General features: G+C 65.5%; 13 protein-coding genes. 5 read left to right on the top strand and 8 right to left on the bottom strand.

The window, feature by feature from the left end:
* Positions 1 to 88: 88 nt before the first annotated feature.
* Genes J2T07_RS17150 through J2T07_RS17130 form a run of 5 tightly spaced genes read right to left on the bottom strand, consistent with a single transcriptional unit; the run spans position 89 to position 5,184 of the window.
* A complete protein-coding gene (locus J2T07_RS17150; RefSeq protein WP_306851558.1) occupies positions 89 to 547 on the bottom strand; it encodes a hypothetical protein in 459 nt (152 codons plus the stop codon).
* Positions 544 to 1,731 carry an exo-alpha-sialidase gene (locus J2T07_RS17145; protein ID WP_306851557.1) on the bottom strand — a complete coding sequence of 396 codons (1,188 nt, stop codon included), beginning with the start codon at positions 1,729 to 1,731 and terminating at the stop codon, positions 544 to 546. The genes J2T07_RS17150 and J2T07_RS17145 overlap by 4 nt, the downstream gene beginning before the upstream one ends.
* Positions 1,732 to 1,733: 2 nt before the next feature.
* Positions 1,734 to 2,315, bottom strand: a complete 582-nt coding sequence (locus tag J2T07_RS17140) for a response regulator transcription factor (protein WP_306851555.1) — start codon at positions 2,313 to 2,315, stop codon at positions 1,734 to 1,736.
* On the bottom strand, positions 2,312 to 3,607 hold the full coding sequence (locus tag J2T07_RS17135) for an ATP-binding protein (RefSeq protein WP_430539373.1): 1,296 nt from the start codon (positions 3,605 to 3,607) through the stop codon (positions 2,312 to 2,314). Before J2T07_RS17135 ends, J2T07_RS17140 begins: the two co-directional genes overlap by 4 nt.
* A 41-nt stretch (positions 3,608 to 3,648) precedes the next feature.
* Positions 3,649 to 5,184: a peptide MFS transporter gene (locus tag J2T07_RS17130; protein WP_306851553.1), complete on the bottom strand. Its 1,536-nt coding sequence runs from the start codon at positions 5,182 to 5,184 to the stop codon at positions 3,649 to 3,651.
* 299 nt (positions 5,185 to 5,483) lie between these two features.
* Here J2T07_RS17130 and J2T07_RS17125 point away from each other — a divergent pair, with 299 nt between their 5' ends.
* From J2T07_RS17125 to J2T07_RS17110, 4 genes are all read left to right on the top strand, one after another.
* Positions 5,484 to 5,858, top strand: a complete 375-nt coding sequence (locus tag J2T07_RS17125) for a diacylglycerol kinase (RefSeq protein WP_306851551.1) — start codon at positions 5,484 to 5,486, stop codon at positions 5,856 to 5,858.
* Positions 5,859 to 5,944: 86 nt separating this feature from the next.
* On the top strand, positions 5,945 to 6,568 hold the full coding sequence (locus tag J2T07_RS17120; protein ID WP_306851549.1) for a LemA family protein: 624 nt from the start codon (positions 5,945 to 5,947) through the stop codon (positions 6,566 to 6,568).
* A complete protein-coding gene (locus J2T07_RS17115; RefSeq protein WP_306851547.1) occupies positions 6,568 to 7,455 on the top strand; it encodes a TPM domain-containing protein in 888 nt (295 codons plus the stop codon). Before J2T07_RS17120 ends, J2T07_RS17115 begins: the two co-directional genes overlap by 1 nt.
* Positions 7,455 to 7,955: a TPM domain-containing protein gene (locus J2T07_RS17110; protein ID WP_306851545.1), complete on the top strand. Its 501-nt coding sequence runs from the start codon at positions 7,455 to 7,457 to the stop codon at positions 7,953 to 7,955. Before J2T07_RS17115 ends, J2T07_RS17110 begins: the two co-directional genes overlap by 1 nt.
* Positions 7,956 to 8,154: 199 nt before the next feature.
* On the opposite strand, the gene J2T07_RS17105 is transcribed toward J2T07_RS17110, so the two are convergent.
* The 3 genes from J2T07_RS17105 to J2T07_RS17095 all read right to left on the bottom strand — a co-directional run bounded on the left by J2T07_RS17105 (position 8,155) and on the right by J2T07_RS17095 (position 16,429).
* Positions 8,155 to 11,175 carry a TonB-dependent receptor gene (locus tag J2T07_RS17105; protein ID WP_306851543.1) on the bottom strand — a complete coding sequence of 1,007 codons (3,021 nt, stop codon included), beginning with the start codon at positions 11,173 to 11,175 and terminating at the stop codon, positions 8,155 to 8,157.
* 279 nt (positions 11,176 to 11,454) lie between these two features.
* The gene (locus tag J2T07_RS17100; protein ID WP_306851542.1) at positions 11,455 to 14,334 is read right to left on the bottom strand and encodes a TonB-dependent receptor domain-containing protein; all 2,880 of its coding nucleotides are present in this window, start codon (positions 14,332 to 14,334) and stop codon (positions 11,455 to 11,457) included.
* A 115-nt stretch (positions 14,335 to 14,449) separates the two neighbouring features.
* On the bottom strand, positions 14,450 to 16,429 hold the full coding sequence (locus J2T07_RS17095; RefSeq protein WP_306851540.1) for an alpha/beta hydrolase family protein: 1,980 nt from the start codon (positions 16,427 to 16,429) through the stop codon (positions 14,450 to 14,452).
* A 151-nt stretch (positions 16,430 to 16,580) separates the two neighbouring features.
* Between J2T07_RS17095 and lgt the strand changes: the two genes are divergently transcribed.
* Positions 16,581 to 17,408: a prolipoprotein diacylglyceryl transferase gene (gene lgt / locus J2T07_RS17090; RefSeq protein ID WP_306851538.1), complete on the top strand. Its 828-nt coding sequence runs from the start codon at positions 16,581 to 16,583 to the stop codon at positions 17,406 to 17,408.

Below are 17,408 nucleotides of genomic sequence, written 5' to 3'. Positions count from 1 at the left end.
CCAAAGCCGATCTCCGGGCTGCCTAGTGAGAACCCCATAAGCCTGACGGCTATGGTGGGAGCCGACCCTGTCGGCGATGGGGGCGCCCTCAGTCCACCAGCTTCGCGATACGCCCCGCATCCAACGCCCCGCTCATCGCCTTGCGCGTGCCATCCGCCTTGATGGCCAACGTCCGCGGTGTTTCCCCGCCCCATGTCGGATCGATGAGGAAATTGATCCGCTCCGGCGTCGCATCCGCATAAGCACGCGAAGGCACGGCATCGAGGCTGGCCGCTTTCAGCCGTGCCTCCAGCGCCGCCCTTTCGCTGACGGGATCGGTGGCGACGAAGATCAGTTCCACATCCGCATGGCTGCGTTGGAACGCAAGCAGCGCCGCGAGGTTCTCCTCGCAATAGGCGCAATCCAGCGACCAAAGCGCCACGATGCGCACGCCCTTGCCGGGTGGGGCGACGAGCGCTTTCGTGTCGAAAGGGGTCAATACGGTGGGTATGGCGGCGGACGCCGCTGACGCGACCAGGCAGATCAGTGCGGCGAGCCAGTACCTCATAGCAGTTCCGTCGGCACCAGCCGGAATTGCCCGTCAGGATTCCAGCCGACGAAGGCGCGGTGTCGCCATAGCAGCAGCTTCGGCCAACCCGATCCGCCATCGACGTGGGCGATGGCGCGCGCCTCCGTGAAGTTCGTGCCGCCATCGGACGATTCGCGCAGCATCAGCTCCAGTCCCTTGGCGGATACCTGGTGGTAGGCGATCCACACATGCTTCCCGTCCACTGCGATATCCGCGTGGGAGGCACCCGCCGCCGCGACCGTGGCGAGGTGCGAGGGCTTGTCGCCGGGGTGCAGCTGACCGTACCAGATTGTCGCCTTGCCATCGGCTGCGCTGAACCAGACGGCGTGGCGCGTTCCCGCCGCGTCGATCGCGAGCGAGGGACCGTGGTGCGGGCAGCCTTCGATATGCCATTGGGTGAAGGTGGCGCGTTCCACCTTCGGCATGCTCTCGCCGACGGGCAGGTTGGCGAAGGCGTGGTCGCGGATGTTGTCGCCATAGATCGCACGGAAGAACGCGTCGATCGTGCCGTCGGGCGCCCGCGCCAGGGCGATCCGGCAGCATTCGCAACTTTCGTCGACAATCTTGCGCTCGGGTGCGAAGGTGGCGCCGCGATCGCTCGACCAGCTGTAGTAAGTAGCGGCGCCCAGATAGGGTTTGCCGCTTGCCTTGGCCGCCTCGACATCACGCTTGTCGATCCAGGCGACGATCACGTTGCCCTTGCCATCGACGGCAAGCGAATCGAAGCGGTGAGTGATCTCGGCGCGATCGGCGTGCACGGTCATGGGTGCGTCGAAGTGCGCGCCGCCGTCGAGGGATCGCGAAAAGCGTACGAAACCCGTCCACGGAAGCTTGCGTGGCTGCGACCAGCTGACATAAAGCTCGCCCTCCGGACCCAGGGCGATCTTCGGCCGGTTCTCGCCTTCGGCGTAGATGGGTTCGCCGGTGGGATTGACGATGGTGGACATGGCGAAGCTACGGCCCATGTCATCGGACCGCCGCGCTCGGACATGCTCACCTACCGTGTCGACGACCCAAAGATGGCCCGCCGCATCGAACGCGGCATCGAAGCCCAACGGCGCCTCATGACCCATCGCCATGCCGGCCATGCCGTTGTCGGCGTGGGCCAGGTTTGCACCGGAGGCAAGGAGTGAGGCGAAAACGAGGGCGAAGAAATGGCGCATGGTCAATGCTCGTCGGGGCGTTCGCGTACGGGATGCTTGCTGAGCTTGCGCTGCAGCGTACGGCGGTGCATGCCGAGGCGACGTGCCGTCTCGGAGATGTTCCCTTCGCATTCGGTCAGGACACGCTGGATGTGTTCCCACTCGAGGCGGCGCAGCGGCAACGGGGCATCCGGTGCGTCGACCAGATCGTCCAGGTCGGCCGGCCCGGCATCGCCGTCGAGCAGGGCACGGACCACGGCGTCCGCATCCACCGGCTTGGCCAGGTAATCGTGCGCACCGCGCTTGATGGCCTCCACGGCGGTGGCGATCGACGCGTAACCGGTAAGCAGCAGCACGCGCATGTCCGGAACCAGCGACTGCAACTCCGGGATGAGGCGCAACCCGTTCTCGTCGCCGAGCTTCAGGTCGAGCACGCAGTATCGTGGCTGGTGACGGCGGGCGAGGGCCCGCGCATCGTCGGCGTTGTCGCAGCTGATCACGTCGAATCCGCGCGAGGTGAGGGCGCGGCCTAGTACACGGGCGAACGTGGCATCGTCATCGACGATCAGCAGCGGGCGCCCGCCGGGTGGAACGAGGTCGTTCATGTATGGTCTCCAATGACCGGAAGGGGCAGGCGCAGGCGCATCTGTGCGCCGTGGCCGGTATTGCTCGCGGAGAGTTCGCCATCGAGGCGTTCGGCGGTGGCTTCGGCCAAGGCGAGGCCGATGCCGAGGCCGGTCGCTTTCTGCGACAGCCCGAGCGTGCCCAGCTCGTCGAATTCGTCGAATCCCGGTCCCTCGTCGGTGACCACCAGTTCGAGCCACGGCCCGACGATGCCGACCCCTAGGGTGACGGCGGCGCTTTCGTTCAGCGCGGACGCGTCCGCGGCATTATTGAGCAGGTTGATCAGGGCGTGACGCAGTCCTGGCGGCGAACGGAGTGCGATACGGCCGGCACCGGGCTCGAGCTGGAGGGACACATCGGCCTCGGGCCTGAGCAACTGGAAGCGCTCCAGGCAGCCGTGGACGAACTCATCCAGAGTGACCTTCTCGGGTACTTGCGACAACTGCGCCTGGCCGAAGGCGACCATCTCGCGGAGGATCGTACGGCAGCGTTCGACCTGGCCCTGGAGCAGGTCGAGGTCTTCGCCCAGCGCATTGTCGGTGGCGTGTTCGCGGCGGATCTCCGGCAGGAGCGTGCGCATCGTCGACAGCGGCGTGTTCAGTTCGTGCGCGGCGCCGGCCGCCTGGGTGGCGATGGCCAGGATGCCCTCGTCGCGCAATGCGCGCTCGCGCACGCGCTGGACTTCTCCCTGCTGCACCCGGATCGCCTTGGCGAGGTTACTGATGAAGACGCCGAGGAGGATCGCCATGATGACGAAGTTGACTCCCATGCCCGCCACGTACAGGTCGAAGTCCAGGCTCTTGTTGCCGAGCGTGGGCAGCGGCAAGTGGTAGGGCACCAGCAGCACATAGGCCACGCCGGTGAGGATCGCCACGAGCGACACCCCGGCGATCGACAGCGCGGCCGCCGATAGCGCGATCGGCACCAGCAAGAGCGTGACGAAGGGATTCGCCGCGCCGCCGGTGAAATAGAGCAGGTAACCGAGGACCAGCGTGTCGGCCGCGATATGAACGATAGCCTCGCCCTCGCTGACCTTCCACGGCATCCCCAGCCGGAACGATGCCGCGGCGGCGAACACCGCGAGCACGCACACGCCGATCATCAGCGGCAGGAGGGGGATATCCAGCTTGAGCAGGGTGACACAGGAAAGGATCGCCACGCTCTGGCCGGCGATGGCACAGAGGCGGAGCCAGGCGAGCGTGCGCGCGAGCGCGAAGGGACCGGAGCGGGACGATGGCATGCGCAGATTGTCGCTCACGGTAAGTCTCTTCATGGCGAAAGGGCCGCTCCGCGAGGGAACGGCCCTTCACCGTGTCACAGGTCTTCGTTATGTACGGGCGGCACCGGCGGCACGTTCGCCAGTGCGTGGTTCAGCGACAGCTTTTTCATCAGCGGCAGCATGGCCACGGCGATGGCGGTGCAGAGCAGGCCCACGAAGCCGAGTTTGTTGAACAGGCTGGTGTAGATCGCCAGCGACTCGAGCGGGTTCGTGATGTTGTCCGGGATGGCGGCGTAGTTGGCGACGACGCTACCCATGTACTGGGAAACGCCGGACGCCACGTAATAGGCGCCCATCATGAAACCACCCATGCGTGCCGGTACGTAGCGGGCGATCATGGCCAGGCCAAGGCCGCTCACCAGCACTTCGCCCAGCGAATACAGCCCGTAGCCCCAGACCATGTACCACGACGAGATGGCGCCATTGATGGCGGTGGTCGCACCCAGCCCGTACATGAAAAAGCCGGCGGCGACGGCGGCGAAGCCGAGTGCGAACTTGGCCGCGACCGGGAAGTCCTTGCCGTGCTTGCCCAGGGAGTTGTAGATCCAGACCAGGATCGGCGAAAGGATGACGATCCAGATGGCGTTGAGCGACTGGAACTGTTCTGGAATCCAGCGGAACAACTGGAAGCCGAACAGGTTGAAGTCGAGGTCGACGTTGCGCTGGGCGAACAGGTTCAGCGAGGTCGACATCTGCTGGTAGAAAATGAAGAAGAAGATCGTCTGCACCGTCAGCACCAGCGCGGCGATGAGCCCGGCGCGTTCGCCCGGCTCGCTGGATCGGATCAGGTGGACGAAGATGCCGAGGATCACGACGCCGGCGGCGTAGACGCAGGCCTCGGCCACGCCCTGGTTCTGCAGGATGTAGGCCGAGGCGGCGATGATGATCAGGCCGCCCACGATCACGCCGAGGACATTCTTCAGCACCGGCGGCCGCTCGTCGCAGTCCGAGCCGATGTGGGCCAGGGTGCGGCGCATGAAGAAATAGTTGACCAGGCCGAGGATCAGGCCGATCGAGCAGACGCCGAAGGCGGTATGCCAGCCCAGTGCATCGCTGTAGTGCGCGCCGACATAGTCACGGATCCACGGGGTGAGCAGCATCGAGATCGTCGAGCCGATGTTCACCGCCATGTAGTAGATGGTGAACGCGCTGTCGATGCGGACTTCGTCGCCCTCGTAGATCTTGCGCACGAGGTTGCCCGCGTTGGGCTTGAACAGGCCGTTGCCGAGGATGATCACGCCCAGGGCGAGATACAGGAAATAGGTGTTGTTGGTCGGTATCCAGAGCAGGGCATAACCGAACATCAGGACGACCGCGCCGGTCAGCATCGTGCGGCGCGTGCCGAGGAACTTGTCACCGATCCAGCCGCCAATCGCCGGCGTGGCGTAGATCAGGGCGGAAGCCGCGCCCCAGACGAGGTTGGCGTCGACGTCGGCGAAGCCGAGCTTCTTCACCATATAGGTGACCATCAGCACCTGCATGCCGTAGAAGCCGAATCGCTCCCACATCTCGATGAGGAAGACCGTGCTGAAGGACTTGGTCTGTGAAACGGGCGGGTTCTGGATTGCCATGTATTTTCCGGACACATTGGAAACAGTGAACCGGGCTGGAGGCCCGGTTCCCGTCGCCGTGACCCTGAACGGAGTCACAACCGTTCAAGCGTAATACAAATGGTCCGTCCGGTTATGCTGCGGCGCCAGAGGGGCGCGTCGATTCGCCACGCGTGCGGCGGCATAAGCCGGAGCCAAGGCTGCCTGTGGCATGATACCGGCCCATTCCCACCGCCCATCCAGAGCCGATGCAGCAGTGTTCGCAAAATCCTGTCGTCCGGACTGCCCGTCCGGCCCTGCCCCGGGCGGCCTGACCCCCCATGGCATCGACGGAGCGGCGCGGGCCGCGACAGATCTACGCGGCGTTCCTGTGGTCCATGAAGGGCCTGCGGGCCGCCTTCCGCCACGAAGCCTCCTTCCGGCTTGAGGTTTTTCTCGCGGTCGTGGTCGTCCCCCTGGGTCTCTGGCTGGGCCAGGGCGCGGTCGAGAAGATCGTGCTGATCACCTTCCCGATCCTGGTCCTCTCGGCCGAACTGCTCAATTCGGCGATCGAGGCGGTGGTGGACAAGGTCAGCCCGGAATTCCACGAGCTGGCGGGCCGGGCCAAGGACATGGGGTCAGCAGCCGTTTTCCTGCTGCTGACGATGGTAGTGGTGAGTTGGGGCCTGATCCTCGGTCCGCGGCTCCTCGGCTGACCGGGCCCCGGCAGGAACCGCCCGTTATCCGCAGGCCAGGGCTTTAGGGTAAGTTGTTGCGGGCACACCTCAAGGAACCGTCCGCCATGAAGACACTCGTCCGCGCTTTCGCACTCGTACTTTTCGCCGGGTTCCTCTCCGGCTGCGGCTACAACGCCATCCAGCGCGAGGACGAGGCGGTGAAGGCCGCCTGGTCCGAAGTACTGAACCAGTACCAGCGCCGTGCCGACCTGGTGCCCAACCTGGTCAATACCGTGAAGGGCTACGCCCAGCACGAGGAGCGCGTACTCACCGAGGTGACCAATGCCCGCGCGAAGGTCGGCCAGGCCCAGATCACCCCGGAACTGCTCAACGATCCTGAGGCGCTGGCCAAGTTCCAGGCCGCCCAGGGCCAGCTGACCAGTGCGCTATCGCGCCTGATGGTGGTCAGCGAGAACTATCCGCAACTCAAGGCCGATGGGTCCTTCCGCGACCTGCAAGCCCAGCTCGAAGGGACCGAAAACCGCATCACCGTCGCGCGCAATCGCTACGTCGCGGCCGTGCAGTCGTACAACACGCTGATCCGCTCGTTCCCGAACAACCTGACCGCCAAGGTCATGGGTTACCAGGTCAAACCGAACTTCAGCGTCGAGAACGAGAAGGCCATCTCGTCCGCGCCGACCGTCGATTTCGGCAGCAACCCGGCCCCGGCTTCCTCGGCCGGCCGCTGATGCGTCGTTTCGCGGCGGGGCTGTTGTTCGCCGTCGCCCTGCTGGTGCCGCCTCTGGCGGCACTGGCGGAAGACGCCGTCGTGCCGAAACTCACCCGCCACGTCACCGATCTCACCGGTACGCTGACGCCGGAACAGGTCGACCAGCTGGACGCCCGGCTGGTCGCGCTGGAAAAGGCGAAGGGATCGCAGGTGGTCGTGGTGATGGTGCCGACGACCCAGCCCGACGACCTGGAAAGTTACTCGCTCAAGGTGGCCGAGACGAACAAGGTGGGAAGGGAAGGGCCGGACGACGGCGTGCTGCTCCTGCTGGCAAAGAACGACAGGCGCGTCCGTATCGAAGTCGGCTATGGCCTGGAAGGCGCGCTGCCCGATGCCATCGCCTCGCGGATCATCCGTGAGTACATGGCGCCGAAGCTACGCGCCAACGACTACTACGGTGGCATCGACGAGGCGCTCAACGCGATCACCCAGATCGTGCAAGGCGAAGCGCTTCCCGCGCCTGTCGCTCCCGATGAGAGTCACGAGAAGCGGCGTGGTGGAGGAAGCGGGCTACTCCTGCCGCTCATCTTCGGCGTGATCTTCCTTCGCGGCATCCTCGGTCGGGCCCCGCTGGGTGTGCGCATGCCGCTGGGTGGAGCGATCACGGGTGGCCTCGGCTGGTTGTTCATGCATTCCATTCTCGGCGGCGTGCTCGGCCTCGTCGCCGGTGCCGTCCTGATGGCCATTCCCTTTGGTGCCGGCCGTTCGATCGGCGGCGGTGGCTGGGGTGGCTTCGGTGGCGGCGGTTTTGGTGGTGGGGGATTCGGCGGCGGCGGCCTCGGCGGCGGCGGCTTCAGTGGAGGCGGCGGCAGTTTCGGCGGCGGCGGCGCGTCGGGGAGTTGGTGATGGACATGCAACGTATCGCGACCAACCTGTTCGGAGCGTGGTTCCAGATCGGGCGGCATTTCCCACCGGCGACGCTCGACGCCATCGCGAAAACGGTGGCCGCGGGCGAGGACAGGCACCGTGGTGAATTGCGCGTGGCGATCGAATCACGCCTGCCGTTCTCGTCGGTCGCCGCGGGCGTTACCGCGCGGGATCGCGCGGCGATGCTGTTCTCGCATCTGCGTGTCTGGGATACCGACGACAACTGTGGCGTTCTTCTCTACGTGCTGCTCGCCGAACACCGCATCGAGATCGTCGCAGACCGCGGCATCGCGAAGGTGGTGACGCCAGCCGAGTGGGAAGCGATCACCGCGCACATGCGTAATGAATTCATCCAGGGACGTTTCCGCGAAGGCCTGCTGACCGGCGTATCGGAAGCCGGTGCCCTGCTGGCACGGCATTTCCCCGGCGACGGCAAACCGCGCGAGAACCAGTTGCCGGACCGCCCCCTGGTTCTCTAAAGCCGCCCTGGCGGGAGCCGCCCCTGTCGGCGATCCCGAGGTAGCGGGCCGGCGCGAGGCAAGCACCCATCGCCGACAAGGTCGGCTCCCACCAAAGCGTCGCGGGATCGCCGACAGGGGCGACTCCCGCAAAAAAAAGGGCCGCCCGAATGGGCGGCCCTTTTCGCGTTAGCGTCGCCGAGGCGACGGTTCGCAGGTCTTACAGGCTGAAGTCGTACTGCACCATCAGACGGAAGTAACGCGGGGTCTGGTAGTACGTCGGCACGCGGTAGGTCGTGCTGTAGTACGTCTGGTCAGCACCGTTCTCGGCGATTTCGCTGATCGCGGTGGGCTTGTCGTTGTTGAACGCGTTGATCAGGTCGAGCTGAACGGTCAGGCCCTTGGCATAAGCCGGGGTGTAGACCACGTTCGGGCTGACCGACCAGGTCCACGGCAGGCGCTTGGCACGGCCACGACCCGAGATCTTGCCTTCGCAGTAGAAGAACTCGGAGTTGTAGCTCGGGATGCCGCCAACCGTCTCGTCGCCGCCGCCGAAGCAGCTGGTCGGACGACCCGATTCGAGCAAGCCGTTCACGCCGACCGACCATTCCGGCGTGATCTTGTAGCCGCCGTAGATCTTGAAGCTGTGGCGACGGTCGTTCGGCAGGTAGCCGGTCGCACCGACCATCAGTTCCGGGTAGTCGAACGCACTGGTGGTACCGGTGTCGTCCTGGCCGTTGTCCGACTTCACGAGACCTTCGGTGTTGCCGCGGTTCTTCGACCAGGTGTACGACGCGTTGACGTACCACTTGTCGGTCGCCTTCTCGGCCGAGAGCGTGACGGCTTCGTACGTGCGCTTGGCCTTCTCGCCGAACGCGGTGCCCGGAATGGACACGTTGCGCAGGACGCCGCTGCCGTCGAGGTCGACGTCGATGTTGACCTTGCTGCCCGGGTTGTAGATGAAGCAACCCGGCATGGTCGCCGGCGGGGTGAACTGGTCGCCATTGGCGTCCATGTTCAGGCCCAGCGACTGGCCGTAGGCGTAGAACGGACGCCAGTCGCACGTGTCGTCGATGGCGTTGTTGAGCTTGCGGTACGTCGCCTTCGCGCCGACAACCCAGTCGTTGAGGAACTCGTTGTCGCTGGTGATGCGGTGCTGGAAGCCGAGGATGAATTCATCCTGCGAGTACGGCTTGAGGTCCTTGGTGGCGACCGAGCGTGGATCCGGGGTGCTGCCGTTCTCACCGTTCACGATGGACTGGCCGCTGAGCGGTGCGCCCAGGGTCGGAACGCCCGTGACCGGATCGATCGACGAGTACGAGAAGTTCTGGATCGTGTAGTACGAGGCGGTCGCGGCGCGCAGGGCGACGTTCGCGGCGATCGGCAGCGAGTAGCGGCCGGCGGTACCGAAGATCTTCGTCGTGGAGTCGCCGAACAGGTCCCACGAGAAGCCGAGGCGCGGCTGCCAGATGTTGCCCTGGCGGACGAAGTTCTCGGCGGCGCCGTTCTTGTTGTTGAACGAGTCGTTGCGCACGCCGATGTAGGCGAGGAACTTGTCGGTCACCTGCCAGTTGTCCTGCAGATACCAGGACTTCTGGTCGATCGCGACCGAACCGCCCGTGCGGTAGTTGTACTGCGACACGTAATCGGTGCCCGCGGCATTCGTGCGGTAGTAGTACAGCGCGCCACCGGCGTAGCTCTGGCCGGAGTCGGACTTCCACTTCTCGCGCGAGTAACCGCCAGCGATATCGTGGTCGCCGATCTTCCAGTCGAGGTCGACGCGGTAGGCCGTGCGCTGGTCTTCGCCGTTGAAACGGTCGATGGTGCTGGCCAGATAGCACGAATGGACCGGGTCGGTCGCGCCGCTGAGCGTGCTGGAGCGACGGTCGATCACGTACGGGCAACCCGAGTTGGCTCCGTTGATGTCACCGTTGTACTTGGTGACGGTGCCGTCCGCGCTGACATAGTCCGAAGAGTTCTTGCTCTTCATCTTGCCCCACTGGGCGGACAGCGTGAGGTCGTCGGTGAGGTAGCTGGTGTACTTGAAGATGTTGACGTCGCCGCCGGTCTTCACATGACGACGGCCGAGGTAATCGTCGGTGAAGGGCTTGCCTTCGCCATCGATCTCGGAGTTGTAGTAACGATTCGTCGTGTGCTTCGTGTTGTTCATCCCCGTCCACTCGAGGATGTTCGAATCGTTGATGTTCCAGTCCAGCTTGATCAGGTAGAACGGATCGCTGTAGGTGTTGCGCTGCGCGGCGGCCGAGCTGGTGGCGCCCGGGTAGGCGGTCTCGGTTTCGCGATGCGACTGGAAGATGCCATAGAAGAACAGCTTGTCCTTCACCAGCGCGCCACCGAGCCACGCCGAATAGACGTTGTCGTTGTCGTTGTTCTTCTGGTAGGTGCGGTAGAGGTTGCCATCCTTGGTGTACGTGGTCGGCTGCTGCTCGCGGCCCCAGGCCGGGGTGTAGACCCAGCTCGCGCCACCCTTCCACTCGTTGGTGCCGCGCTTGGTGATCACCGAGGTCACGCCGCCGGTGGAGAAGCCGTACTGTGCGCCGTAGCCGCCGGTCTGCACGTCGAGCTGCTGGATGGCCTGGAACGGCACTTCCGAGAACGACAGGTTGTTGTAGAGGTTGGTGACGTTGAAGCCGTTGACGTAGTAGCTGTTCTCGGCGACCGAGGCGCCACCGAACGACGGCAGGTTGCCGAAGGCGGAGTCGCCCTTGACCGTGCCCGGGGTGAGCGCGGCGACGTCGACGACGTTGCGCGGCACGGGCAGGCTATTGAGCTGGTCGGCGGTGAAGCTGGTGCGAGACTCGACGGAAGCGACGTCGATCGCGGCGAGGGCGTTGGCCGACACGGTAACGGTGTCGAGTGCCTGCGCGCTGGCGTCGGACGTGGCCGGCGCGGCGAAGTTCACCTGCGCGGACTGGCCGGCGACGACGTTGATGTCGCGGCTGGAGACGGTCTGGCCGTTCTGCTGCACATTGATGCGGTAGCTGCCGATCGGCAGCGACGAGGCGCGGTAGCGGCCGTCTTCGTCGACGGTGACGGTGCGCGAGGCGCCCGAGCCGAGGTTCTGGATCTGGATGGTCTGCGAGGCGGCGGCGCTGCCGTAGATGTCGCCGACGGTGCTCTGCGCATACGCGGTGCCGGCCAGCAGGCAGGCGCCAAGTGCCGAGACGAGCGCGGTGCGCTTGAACACGCGAGAGCGCGCGAACAGGGTGGTGCTTGTCATGAGTCAAAGTCTCCCTGGCCCTGCTTTGTGGCAAGGCTGAACAGCTTGTAGTAGCGCCGCTAGCGGCACTCGTTTGTGGGGGTAAAGAGGGTCTGGGGTGTGGGGACACCCACGTCGCGCCAACCCGATAGCGTGAAGCGACGTAACGCGAACATAACGCGAGCTTCATGCTACTGCAAGAGTTTGAGACCGATTCCTATCCAGGCTTTCGGAATGGCGCTGGATCGTGCGAAGTAGGGAATATCCTGCGTGTGGCTTGTTGCCGCACCGGCACGGTGCTCAGAACTTCTGCTGGTAACCCAGGTAGAAGTAGCGGTCGATGTCGAACGCGGGGTTGTAGGGCGGGCTGCCGCCGCCGGCACTGGACACGTTGTAGTAGAACGGCCCCTTGCGGCCGAACACGTTGTTCACGCCCAGCCGGACATTGCCATTCCACGGCGCTTGCCAGCGAAGCTGGAGGTCGTGGAACGCGACGCCGCCTTTTCGACTGACGCCGGTGACGCCGGTCAATGCGTTGAGTTCGCCGGGACGGTTGCATTCCACGTCCGCCGACCAGCACGAATCCTTCAGCCCGGAGAAATACCGCGTCGTCCATGTGGCGCCGAAACGACGCCACGACCAGTCGAGCGAAAGGTTCGAACGCACGCGGTAAAGACCCTGCGCGCCGCTCATGTAACCGGCCAGGTGGCGCGGCGCGGCGCCTGGGCTACTGACCTGCGTGTAATCCTTCAGGTAAGTGCTGTCCGAGAGCAGCGTGAACTCGCCGTAGCGGGTTTCCGGGAATCGATAGTGCAAGCCGAGATCGTAGCCTTCGGTGCGCAGCGTACCGAGGTTGGCGAGGCTTTCGTCGAGCGTGGCGATGTGGCCGTCGGCGGCTCGCGCGAAGCGGCCGCACCAGGTGGGATCGTTGCGCACGTAGCAGAAATCGAGGATGTCGCCCGCGAGGATGGGCGTGATGACATCGCTGATGTCGATCTTGTAGTAGTCGAGCGTTATGTCGAGCCCGTCGAGATAACCCGGGCTGTAGACAAGGCCGGCCGTACGCGTGATCGACGATTCCGGTTTCAGCGCCGGGTTGGCGCCGGTGCGGAAGGCCGTCGGGCTCTGTCCGCCGGTCGCCGAACCGATCTGCGCGCCGGACTGGTCGATCTGCCGGTAGTTGCCCGGCACGCCGGCCGCGCCACAGCGGGCACGCACGGCGGCGTCGGTCGCCGAGGCGCCGTAGGCGCTGTCGCAGGGGTCGAGGAAGCTCTCGAAGCTCTCGCTCGATCCGGCGTAGAGATCCGCCACGGTGGGTGCGCGGAATCCCTGGGCGTAGGTACCGCGCAACAGCAGGTCGTCGAACGGCTTCCAGCGGAAGCTGTACTTGTTGTTCGTGCGTCCGCCGAATGCGGAGTAGTGCGAATATCGGGTGGATGCGTTCACGGCGAGCTCGCGTGCCAGCGGCAGGTCGGTGAGCAGGGGAACGTCGAATTCGAGGTAGGCCTCGTTGACGATATAGCCGCCGTCGGTGGGGTCGCTCGCGAGTTGCGTGGTCAGGCCGGCGGAATCCGCGGGATCGGGCGTATAGCGGCCATTCTCGCGACGATGTTCCACGCCTCCGGCGGCACGCAGCGTGCCGGCGGGCAGGTCGAACAGGCCACCGGTGAGATTGGCGACCAGGTCGTTGGTCCGGGTGACCTGGCGGGCCGTGGTGGTGGAGGCCACGTAGTTCCACACCGCGTCGGGAGTACCGCCCGGGCCGGCGAGGATGTTCCACGGCACGCAGCCCGCGGCACGATCGGCGGCGTCGGCACAGACGGTCTGGCCGTCGATCGTGGCGGTAGGCCCCAGTGCCTTGCGCGCGTTCACCAGGTCGATATTGCCGCTGGTGGTCCGGCTGGCGCGTGTCTCGGAATAGGCGTAGGTGACGTCCCAGTTCCAGGTGTGGGCGATCCACTGGAACGTTCCCTCCGCGCCGGCGTCCGCATGCAGGGTCTTGCTCTTGGCCCAGATCATGCGCGGGAGCTCGGTGGTACGCCGGAAGAACGATGTGGCATAGCCGGGGAAGGGGTTGTACGCGTTCGCCGGATCGATGAACAACCCTTGCTGCCGCCCCGCGCCGCTCTCCAGCGGGTAGCCGGCGGCCTGGCTGCGCGTATCGCGCACGCCATAGCTGGTCATCCCGCGCAGGACGATATCGTCGGTGAGGTTATAGCGGCCCGTGCCGAACAGGTTGCGCAACTTGCTCCCGGCGCGGAATGTCATGTCCTGGGCGGTGGAGTACTTGTCCACGTTGCTGGCGACATCGTACGGATGGTAGTTGGCGAAGTTCGCCGTGTCGCCCACCACGCCGCCGGCATGGTCGATGACGTAGCGATCGGCCGGAGCACGTGGATCGACCACGCCACCGTAGGGCCCCATGCCGAAACCGTCGTCCGCATGCCGCGGGCCGTAGGCGCTACGGGTGGTTGACCGCTCGCCGTCGCGCAGGGCATCGCCGTCCTCGTAGCTCGCGCCGAGGATGATGGATGCGCGTTCGTTGCTCCTGCCCCAGGTGAACGTGCCGTTTTTCTGCGCCCCGTCGCCCCGGCCGTTCACGCCGTAGAAGAGATCGGCGGAAGCGCCTTCGAACCGGTCGGTGGTGATGATGTTCACCACGCCCCCGATGGCGTCCGATCCGTAGATGGACGACGCGCCATCCTTCAGCACTTCGATGCGCTCGACGATCGAGACGGGAATGGTAGAGAGATCGGTCAGGCCACCCAGGCTGGCGGTCCAGCGGCGCCCGTTCACCAGGACCAGCGTGCGCACCGCGCCCAGGTTGCGCAGGTTGGCATAACGGCCGCCGGCGTCATTGTTGGAGGACAGCGTATCCTGCGGCGTGAGCTCCGGCATGGAGGCGGACGGCATGCGCGCGACGATGTCGCCCAGGCTGGTGAGGCCCGTGGCACGGATGGCCTGGCGGTCCATGGTGAACACGGGCTGGGCCGTCTCCACGTCGGTCCCGCGAATGCGCGAGCCGGTGATCGTGACATTGACCGGGGCCAGCGTCTCGGCGGACGAGGCCGCCGTTTGCTGCGCCCGGGCGGAGGCGAGGGGCAGGGCAGCCAGGAGTGAGGTCGCGAGCACCATGCGTCGCAGCGCGACATGGCGCCGGTGCTCCGAGCTGACGTACATACCCCGTAACCTCCCAAGCCCCGCCATACCCCGTCCGGGCGCGACGATCACGCGACCATAACGCCTGGAGTATGGCGGGCGCAACCGCCGGGCCCATCGGGATGGGCCCGATCGTCTAGGGCGCGGCCGGTGCCGCCGGTGCTTGTCCGCCGCCGATGTTCTTCTCGAGGAACGCCTGCAGGCGGTTGTAGAACTCCTCGATATTCTCCGGCTTCACGAAGCCATGCCGTTCGTCGGGCTTGGTCAGCGTTTCATAGGGTTTGTGCGCGGCATCGAGTGCGGCGCGCATCGCCTTGAACTGGGCGAAGGGCGCGCGCTCGTCGTCCTCGCCGTGGACCAGGAAGACGGGAACGCCGATCTTGTCGGCGAGGTGCGTGGGCGAGTTCGCCGCGAGGTCCGCCTGGTCCTTGCCGATCACCGTGGTGAGGTAGCTTCGGCCGGACTTCCTGTCCTTGATGTCGCCCTTGTTGTACATCATGTCGAGGTCGTAGATGCCGTCGTAACCCACCGCGCACTTGAACATGCCCGGCGCGCGCACCGTGGTCATCATCGCCGCGTAGCCGCCGAAGCTGGCGCCGAAGACGCAGACGCGGGCGGGATCGGCGAAATTCTCGGCGATCGCCCATTTCACGCCGTCGATGAGGTCCTCCTGGACGCGCGTGCCCCACTTCAGGTAGCCGGCCTGCTCGAACGTGCTGCCGCGCCCGCCCGAACCACGGTAGTTCACCTGCAACACGAGGTAACCACGGTTGGCCAGGAACTGTGCATCCCTGTCGAAGAACCAGTCGTCGGAAACACCGTGCGGACCGCCGTGGGGAAGGAGCACCATCGGCAGGTTGGCCTCGCTCCTGCCCTTGGGGAAGGTGAGGATGGCTTCCAGTTCCATGCCGTCGCTGGCCTTGAAACGCACGGGCCGGCGTTCAGCCATCTGCTTGGGGTCGATCCAGGGTTGCGCGTCGAACAGTTTGCTCACCTTGTAGGTCTTGGTATCGATGAGCATGTAGCGTCCCGGTTCGCGATCGCTCGCCACCTTGAACATCAGCAGGCCGCCGTCTTCGCTGAAGTCGACGAAGCTGAGGAAATTGCCGGGGAATTTCTGCGACAAGGCCATGTGCAGTTTCGAGATCGGCGCCTGCGGATCGATGTACGTGGCCTGAGGGATGCCGGTGGTCGTGACGGTGCCGAACGGGCGCAGGGGTGCCGGGGTCCACAGGCCGGAAGAAGCGACCTCGCTGAAGTCGTCCTTGCGGATCACACGGACGTTGCCACCATCCTCGTCCTGCTCGACGAACTCGCCGCCCTTGCCGCCCGGGCTGAAGACCGCGTAGACGCGGTTGCCGTTTCCGGCGACCGTCGCGACCGGGGTGAAGTTCTGGCGTTCTTCGCTGGCCGGCAATTTGGTCCAGCCACCGCCGTCGCGGTGGAACACCACCCACTTGAAATCGTCGTCGGTACCGAAGGCGAAGCGGGGCGTCCCGTCGGGCGCGATCATGAAGCTCATGCGGCCGATGCCGATGTCGGCCATCTGCTTGCGCGCGCTCGTCTTGGCGTCGACGTCGTAGAGGGTGCTGCGGTCCTGGTCGGCCCACGCGGTCGCGCGCATGTAGAAGTGGCCGTTGCTCTGCACGGGAGCCCCTTCGATCGTGCCCCAGCCGCGGTCGAGCGCGCGAGTGGCGGCGCGCTTGCCGTAGGCCTCGAAGCCATAGAGATAATCGGGATTCTTGCCGTCGACGTCGATCGCCATGAGCTCGCCGGTGTACGACGCGGCGCCGATCGAACCGTCGACCTTGCCGCGCGCCACCACGAGGCGGGTGGGGCTGGTCCAGATCATGTCGGCCGGCATCTCGTACGGTGGCATGCGGATCAGGGTGGCGGGCTTGCTCATGTCGCCCACGCGGTAGATCGCCAGGCCGTGGTTCTTGCCGTCGGGATCGTGGTAGGCGAGCGAGACGTATTGCCCGTCCGGGGACAGGCGCGGACTGGTCAGCGGCATGCGCCGGGCGAAGTCGCTGACCGGAACGAGGTCGGCGGCCATGGTGGTGGCCGAAGCAAGACAAAGCGCGGCCACGATGGGCCGCACGAAGCGGTACGTCATGAATTTCCCCCTGGTTCGATGGATCCGTATCGTGTCGTCCCCCCGGACGACCTCCGATGGCCGATATAGCCGATCGGTGGTTCGACGGCAAGCCGACCTTCGGCCGTGGCGGGGCGTTACACTGGGCGCCTGCTTTCGATCCGGGCACTCCATGGCCACTCCGTTCGTCGTCAACATTGAATCCGTCGCCTTCTCCCTGGGCCCGATCAAGGTCCACTGGTACGGCCTGATGTACCTGGGCGGGTTCCTCGGCGGATGGGCGCTGGGTGAATACCGCCGCCGCCAGGGCCGCCTGCCGGTGAACGCCGACCGCTTCGGCGACCTCATGTTCTACGCGATGATGGGCGTGGTGATCGGTGGCCGGGTCGGCTACATGCTGTTCTACACGGCGATCGACTGGATCTGGACCGATCCGCTGGCGATCTTCCGCATCTGGGACGGCGGCATGTCCTTCCACGGTGGCTTGCTCGGCGTCCTGGTGGCCGGCTTGTGGTGGTCGCGACGCAACGGCGTGAAGTTCTTCGACACCGTGGACTTCGTGGCACCGCTGGTGCCGGTCGGCCTCGGGCTCGGCCGCCTGGGCAACTTCATCAACGGCGAACTCTGGGGCAAGCCGACCGACCTGCCGATCGGCATGATCTTCCCGCACGCGCCCGACGCGTTGCCCCGGCATCCGAATCCGCTCTACGAGTTCGCGCTCGAAGGCGTGGTGATGTTCACCGTGCTGTGGCTGTTCTCGATGAAGCCGCGTCCGCGCTACGCGGTATCGGGCCTGTTCGGGCTGCTGTACGGCTGCTTCCGCTTCGCCGTGGAATTCGTCCGCGTGCCCGACGCCCAGCTGGGCTACATCGCCTTCGGCTGGCTCACGATGGGCCAGATCCTGTCGTTGCCACTGATCGCCGTGGGCATCTTCCTGTTGCTGCTCTCGCGCCGCGCGCCATACGCGCCCGTCGCGGTCACGCCCGTCAACGCCAGCTGA

It is taken from the genome of Luteibacter jiangsuensis, assembly GCF_030812295.1.
GTDB classification, from domain to species: Bacteria; Pseudomonadota; Gammaproteobacteria; order Xanthomonadales; family Rhodanobacteraceae; genus Luteibacter; species Luteibacter jiangsuensis_A.
This window is presented reverse-complemented; position numbering and strand designations above follow the sequence as displayed.